At 39.1% G+C, this 7,326-nt stretch carries 5 protein-coding genes; all 5 read left to right on the top strand.

Annotation, left to right across the window (positions count from 1 at the left end):
- Positions 1–2,544, top strand: a 2,544-nt coding sequence (locus BM086_RS15555) for a hypothetical protein (RefSeq protein WP_175560314.1), incomplete at its 5' end; no start/stop codon positions are given.
- 168 nt (positions 2,545–2,712) lie between these two features.
- On the top strand, positions 2,713–3,606 hold the full coding sequence (locus tag BM086_RS15550; RefSeq protein WP_092328861.1) for a hypothetical protein: 894 nt from the start codon (positions 2,713–2,715) through the stop codon (positions 3,604–3,606).
- Between the two features lie 98 nt (positions 3,607–3,704).
- On the top strand, positions 3,705–4,493 hold the full coding sequence (locus tag BM086_RS15545) for a class I SAM-dependent methyltransferase (RefSeq protein ID WP_175560313.1): 789 nt from the start codon (positions 3,705–3,707) through the stop codon (positions 4,491–4,493).
- Between the two features lie 71 nt (positions 4,494–4,564).
- Positions 4,565–6,391 (top strand): DUF5684 domain-containing protein, encoded by a 1,827-nt coding sequence (locus BM086_RS15540; protein WP_141107762.1) that lies wholly within the window; start codon positions 4,565–4,567, stop codon positions 6,389–6,391.
- Positions 6,392–6,442: 51 nt separating this feature from the next.
- On the top strand, positions 6,443–7,150 hold the full coding sequence (locus BM086_RS15535) for a CPBP family intramembrane glutamic endopeptidase (protein ID WP_092328848.1): 708 nt from the start codon (positions 6,443–6,445) through the stop codon (positions 7,148–7,150).
- The last annotated feature ends 176 nt before the right edge of the window (positions 7,151–7,326 follow it).

The raw sequence follows: 7,326 nt of genomic DNA, 5'->3' as shown, positions 1-7,326 counted from the left end.
AAGGAAGCGGATGTTACATATAAGAGTCCAATTGCCTTGACAGAAGAAGACTTAAAAGAGCAGGAAGAAAGAGAAAAAGCAGATAAGAAAAAGGCAGTAAAAGAACGAGAGGAAGAGTTAAAGCGCCAGGAAGAAAAGAGGTTACTTGAAGAAGATATAAAAAAGCAAGATGAGAAACGAATAAATGCAAAAAGAAATGTTTTTGTTAATTCGGATAAGGAAGAGGTGAAAGGAAAGGACCCTGAAACAGTAAAGAAGAATGCTGTAAAGATGACTATAGAATTACAGAAAAATCAGGTGGATTATGATACTAAAGAACTGAAAAGAAATAAGGCTGCTTATGAAACAGGCATGAAAAAGATTCAGTCAGAAATGGTCGCTCTTAAGAAAAATAAGATTCTCACAGATGCCCAGAAGCAACGTATAAAAGAACTTGAAGCTCATTCAGCGAGGATGGTTCATGAATTTGCAGCCAGCAAGAAGGTGTATATAAGAGATGCTGTGGATATTGAGATCAAAAAGAAGGTGGGCTATAAGGTCATGATGTCACTTTCAGAGTTTGAGAGTGTCTTCAAGTTTGATGAAATGTCGAGGCTGGTGTCTCAATATGGAGAAAAGCAAAACGGAAGAGCTATAGCTCTTAAGAGCCTTTTTGATAAACTTTTGGGAATCAATGCCGAGCCAATGGAGCTTTTGGATGATAAGCGGTTTACAATGTGCCTTGAAAAGTACGAACAGCTTTCAGGGATGACTGAAGCGTTTAAGCGCCTGTTAAAGATGAATCCGGATTTTGAAGTTGGTATGAAGGGTGAGGAGAGAAAACGTCTGCAGACGTTGGATGATATGTCTTCACTGTTTCGCGTAAAAAAACAGATTCTTTTGGATCCTTCGTATCGTGCCAAGGTTCCGGTGGATCTTTCATCCTATCCAAAGAGTAAAGAGGTTTTTGCAAAATCTCATTATAGGAGGATGCTTGCAGTTAGCAAGGTCCTTGAGAGAAATTTACGCTTGGCAGCAGGACTGCCCCTTTTCGATAATGAGTTAAAGAAACAGGAAAATCCTTTTGCTGAAGCAGACAGGCTCTATGCACTTCGGCTTTCAAAGGAACCTGCTTTTCAGAATGAATCCAAGGCTGGTTGTGAGAAATTGCGCGAGCAGACATCAAAGAAAAATCAGATTATTTTAAGTAAGATTGAGAAAATTCAAGAGAGCCTTAAGACCGCAAAAGGAGATGATAGAGATAACAAGATCGGACAGCTGAAGGAGCTGATGCTAAAGTCGGACCTTTTGAATGAAAGGATGAAAAAAGAATTGCAGGATGATCCTTCGGCAAGAATTTATGATGCTATTAGAATTATTGAGGAAGAGCGATTCCAGCTTCCTCAGGATTACAATATGATTCCGGATCTTCTCCATGTTCCTGAAAAGAAAACAGGTGCATTGTCTCTGACTTGTCTTTTCCAGGAAGTTACAAATAAGGAACTCAAAGCAAAAGCCGACACAAATGATGCAATGTGTAAAAGATATGGATATCAGGAATTTGAGAAATGGATGAGGGATTATGCAGCTAAGTACTTTAATAAGCAGTACGGTGACATCACTTTTGGTCATTCAAAGACAACTGATCCATCTATAATATATAATGACAATTTGGATCGAATTCTTACCCATTTCAAAGGAAGTCATCATCTTTTTCGTACAGATGCTGAGATGCGAGAGCAGATCATGGCACTATCTTTTGATAGATCGCCTATGAGAAAGGCATGGCAGGATGATCCGGAAAAAATGCAATATATGGAGGAAATGTTCCATCAAAAGGTATATATGCTAAACAGGCAGATGATAAATGCGGCAGCCAGGATAATGAACGGTGGAGGAAGCAGACTTATATTAATGACTCCGGTGGACAAGATCATGACCATGAATGCATATTTGAAGATGGAAATATTGGCATGTTGCACATCAACAAATGTCATTGTGGGAGCAAATTATGCCAATTATCTTGAGGCTTTGAAAAAGAACAATCCAGAAGAGGTGGCAACACTTGATCCGGATGGATATTTTGTGGCAAACATGATTTCTAACGTGCCTCTTGGTTTTCATGGTTTTATAAATATGCGTGGAGAGAAGGGATGTACTGACCTTCCGAAGGCATATCATAAAGAATATAAGACATTTATTGAAAAGTACATGAAGAAGCATAAGTGCAGTAGTGTGGCAGCAGGACAGGCTTTTATGATGGCGCATCCTGAAATCTGGGATAATAAAAAAGCATGGATACAGCCAGTTGATGATAAGGAAGCAGAAGAAAGTCGCTTAGAGGAGATGATGGATCGAACGGCTGCACAGTTCACAATTCCAGATGAAAGTGCAGAGCTTTACCAGTCAGATAGTTTTGAGCCGGTGTCCCAGAAAGAACTCGATGCCTACAAGGAAAAAATCAAGGATCAGGGATTTAAAAACTATGACAAAGCTCTGGATGTTATCAATGGAGGTTTCCGTACAATGACACCATCAGAAATGGCTGCTACATATTTTATGTAAATCATAAGAGAAAGAAAACGGTGGAATAAGGGGCTATTATGAGGCTTTCACATATATGTGGGAGCCTCATTTTTCTTTATTCAAATAGAAAAAAATGGTGTGTTTAGGCTATAATAGTACCTATTAGAAATTAGTATTGAAGCTTAAGTAGGAAGTAAGGAAAAAATCATGACTGCTTTTTATCATCTGCCCGGCTTATTTGAATTTTACGAACTGTACAAAGTTTTTCTCCCACTATATCGTGAGCACAGGGAGTGTTTTTATGAATGGTGCGATATTGGCTCTATTTATGGTGCGCCTTATGACTGTATATGGGGAGGAGGCAGAGCCGGCTTCGGTGAAGAAAATCCATATGATGTAGCAGCGCTTATGAAGGAGTACAATATTTCATCGCGCCTTACTTTTAGTAATTCACTACTTAAAGAGCAGCATCTTTTAGACAAAAAATGCAATTACCTGTGTTCTTTGTTTGAAAAGAGTTCTTCCTGCAAAAATGGAGTTATTATTTCATCGGACCTTCTTCTTGATTATATAAGAGAGAATTATCCTGAGTTTTATTTTGTGTCATCAACTACGAAGGTGCTTAGAGATTTTTCGCAGCTGGAAAAAGAAATTGAGAGAAAAGAGTTTAAGTATGTGGTTCCGGATTTCAGGTTAAATAAGTCTTTTACAAAGCTCAAGGAATTACCAAAGGAGTATAAGGATAAGGTTGAATTTCTATGCAATGAATGTTGCAGTTTTGATTGCTATGACCGAAAGAATTGCTATGAAAATGTCAGTAGGAAGTGCTTGGGGGAAGAATGTGAAGACCATATTTGTGTATCGCCTGATTCATATCGTGGGTATCGGTTTTCAGATGCGATGAAAAACCCGGGATTTATAGGAATAGAAGATATTCTTGGCACTTATATGCCTATGGGATTTTCAAATTTTAAGATAGAAGGAAGGAGTCTTGGAAGTGCGTTGATCCTTGAATTTCTTCTTTATTACATGACTAAGCCGGAGTACTGGCTAAAGGTTAGAGAAGAAATATATTTGGATAGCTCACTGGACCTGTTTTAAATGGTGTAAATGTGATAGAGATAATGCTGATAAATGGCTATTTTCTGATATATTATTGTGGGAAAAAATATTTCTAATGTATTAGGAGTGCTGGAAAATTGGATAATAAATCATTTGATTCAAAAAGAATTGCTCAGGGCTATGCAAAGAGACCCTGGCTCCACAAGTCAGTAATAGAACAACTACAGAAAGATTTAGGGCTTGACACAGGTTTTGTGTTTTCCAAGGGACTCGATGTGGGGTGCGGAGCAGGTCTTTCAACAAAGGCTTTAAGACTTATATGCGATAAAGTAACAGGAACGGATATTGCAACTGCAATGGTTGAGGTATGTGAAGAGCTGTACGGAAATGATAAATCATATTCTTTCTATGTTGCAGGGGCCGAAGAAACTAAGATTCCGGAAGAAAAGTATGACATTGTAACAGCTGCAGGATGCATAAACTGGGTGGATGAGAAGAAATTTATGGCAAATATGACTGAGGTTCTCAAGGATGATGGCGTTATAGTCATATACGATTTTGGAATCACTGACAGGATGGTTGGAAATGATGCTTATACCAGATGGTATCAGAATGATTATCTGAAAAGATTCCCTAAGCCTCCAAGAAAAGAGAATAAGTGGACTCAGGCCGATCTTTCGGAAGGATTCATCATGGAAAAACAGACAGAATATGACATGCAGTATTCCTTTGGAATTGGCGCTTTTGTGGATTTTATGCTTATACAGTCAAATGTTAATGCGCAGATAGAGTGCGGAAATATAAGTGCTGATCAGGCAAGGAACTGGATGACAGAGTCTTTATCACCTGTTTTTGACGAAGAGGAAAAACAGCTTATCTTCTATGGCTACAGCTGGTATATAAGAAAGAAGTATAAGAGAAAATAGAAAGGCAGCTGCGTAAAATAGTAATTAGTATTCTTGCAGAGCGGGAGCTTTCAACTGTTCTGTTTAAGAGAATGCGAACCTTCTACAGATCCTTTGCAATAGCGGCGATTCTTATGCTCGGAGCCATTTACTTAGGGCCTAAGGAGAGCAAGGGCTGGATGTTTACCAATATCGCAGCAATAGTTTATGAGTTATTCTTAATACGTTTTTATGTCAGGCTCTCAAAGGCATTTGGCAAAAAGAAATTTTTCACGCTTTTACTGGTTCTTTTCCCGGTAGTCTTTCTTCCTGTTTTAGGGCTTGGAAAGGCCACTTTCGCGCATCCTGACCTTGGACCTGTTAAGCAGCATGGAAAAGTAGTTGGATTCCTTCTTAAAGCCGGACTTGTAGTTGTGTCTGTTCTTGAGATTGGAATCTTCGTTTTTATAGTTGGTAAACAGTCTGTGAGTACTACACCGCCTTCTCTTTTGATTTATAAGCAACTAGATGAAATTAGCAGCGCCCTTAGTGGTATTGAAGGAAACTCAGATGTAATAAAAAGAGAGGATTACCTTGGTTCTGCAAGGATTAAAGAGTTTGATCCAAGTAGAGAACATTTTTACACAGACTATTCAGACGCTCAAAATGTAGTGGTTCTTGCTTATGTAATAGGATCCAACCTTGAGGACAAGGCGGGACTTGCTTCTCTTAATTTAAGGCAGATAAAAGAGGCAACAAAGCAGGGAGATGGAGTCACATTTGTCATGCAGGCAGGCGGCTGCGGATGGTACTATGTATCACCTTTCGGTAAGCTTGCTCAGGATCCTACTATGCCAACCGAATCCCTTGCTACTGATATTATTTCTTGTTTTGATCAGCTTAATACTGCTGTAGCAGATGGAAAAACTGATACAAGATCAACACTTTCATTAATAGATACATTCCTGGCAAAACCAGCATATGCTAAGCTTAGCGGCCTATTCGCTAAAACAGATGACGCAGTAAAGAACAGCAAAAAGGATTTTGCGGATGTAGCAGTAGCAGCTAATGATGCATATGCATTTAGCAGTGACCTTCAGATTGACCTAACAGACTTTTTGTCTAAGCTGAAAGAAGCAGATTATGACAATACCATTGCTGCAGATGAAGATATTGATGAGGTAATAGATTCAGTCAGAGCCAGTATCTTATATAGGAATAAGAATTCTGCAGACGGCATAAATGGTGAAGCATTTGCATTCCCGTGTAAATTCACGTTTGCCTACACAGATACCAGAAAGCAGCTTGTGGCTTTAGGAAATGAGAATGAATACAGGCTCTATGATGATGCATTCAGTATCATGGCAGCTCAGAAGAAAAAGGCAATGGAAAGCGAGGAATACGTTTCCAACGCTCTACTGGAAACCCTTTTATCTTCATCCAGTACTACAGAAATGTTAAGTAATCTCTTCATAAAAATGCAGGATGACACACAAGAAGAATGGTATATAGAAGGCTTTGAAGATTATGACAACAGCGAGGCACTTGTGGATATTCCTTTGAGCAAAGAAGGTGAAGGGTACAGTCTAGAGCTAGATGAGAGTATTTGGGAAATCATAGCTGACTGTAAGACTAATCTTTATCAGGTAGAAAATGCTGGTGAAATGAAGTATCTGGGATCAAGCCATTTTGGCAAAAATGATTCAAAGGGAATGGGAAAGCTGGAGGCCGGAGATACCCTGCAGTTTGTATTTGACAGATACACACAGGATGGCAAGCTAATAAGCTCTACAACGGAAGGAAGGCCTGTTGTTGTACCAGCTAGCGGCAGCCCGAAGGTTGAATTCAAAGCAATAGAGGATGGTGACTATATAATTGGCGGAGTTTTAACTGATGTATATCAGAGAAAGATGACTTCAAAGATAGTAAACGTGCAGTAATAAGTTAGGGTATTTAAAATAATATAACAATGTGTAAGGAGAGTCTCAAGCATGGAAACTAGACAAAAGAAGATCATTAATCACAAAATTCTTAATGAACACTGGTTTATTGGATCCATATTGCTTATTATCTGGGGGTACCTTTTTACATACTTTATCTCAGTTATAGTGGCGGTAATTTTGGGAAATGTGATTCTGCTTCCGAAAGAAGAGATCATGTATATAGGGATGATACTTGGAGCATTATTGACTTTACTTGTTCATAAAAGGTGGTTTTATCCTGAGTATGAGGGTTCCCTAAAGACAAAAGATCTTAAAAGATGGTTAATTACAGGCTTAATTATCCTTGTTATCGTGCTGCTTCCTGATATTATTACTTCGCTTATTCTAAAAACTAATTTGGGAGCACCGACTCTTCACTCTGTACTAATGGCAGGTGTTGCAGGAACTGTTGAAGAGACCGTTTTCAGAGGACTTCCTGTGTCATATCTGATGAGGCAAAATAAAAAGAAGTCACATATAATATGGATAGCAATAGTGACTTCTTTGATATTTGGATCAGTTCATGGTTTCAATTTTTTTGCCGGTGCTACACTTCTGGCGGTGCTTTTATGTCAAACGGCGAATTATGGGAGGAGGTTTCAGCGAATTGTTTTCGGAGATTTCTCCTCCTGCACGGCGCAGTCAGTTCAGAAGCATCACATTCCTGCCGGAGTTGCAGCTCATTTTCGTAGGCTTGTTTCAGTAAGTCAATCCTGATTTATTGAAACAAGGCTATGAACCGAAGTACATAGCCTTTGAACCTTTACAATTAAATATCTCATTCGACTGCTCAAAAGGATACATACTCATGAAGGGCCGAGGCCACTGCGCTGGCATCTTCCATTGAAAGGACTTTGGACAGGTTGTTACATGTCTGACTGGCATCGGCAATA

The organism is Butyrivibrio sp. YAB3001 (genome assembly GCF_900112195.1).
GTDB lineage: Bacteria > Bacillota > Clostridia > Lachnospirales > Lachnospiraceae > Butyrivibrio.
Note: the sequence above shows the minus strand (reverse complement) of the source record. Positions and strands in the feature narration are given on the sequence as shown.

What these genes read in the sequence shown, in the direction of transcription:
- BM086_RS15550 (WP_092328861.1), top strand. Translation starts at nt 2,713, where the DNA reads ATGACTGCTTTTTATCATCTGCCCGGCTTATTTGAATTTTACGAACTG.
- BM086_RS15535 (WP_092328848.1), top strand. Translation starts at nt 6,443, where the DNA reads ATGGAAACTAGACAAAAGAAGATCATTAATCACAAAATTCTTAATGAA.
- BM086_RS15540 (WP_141107762.1), top strand. Translation starts at nt 4,565, where the DNA reads ATGCGAACCTTCTACAGATCCTTTGCAATAGCGGCGATTCTTATGCTC.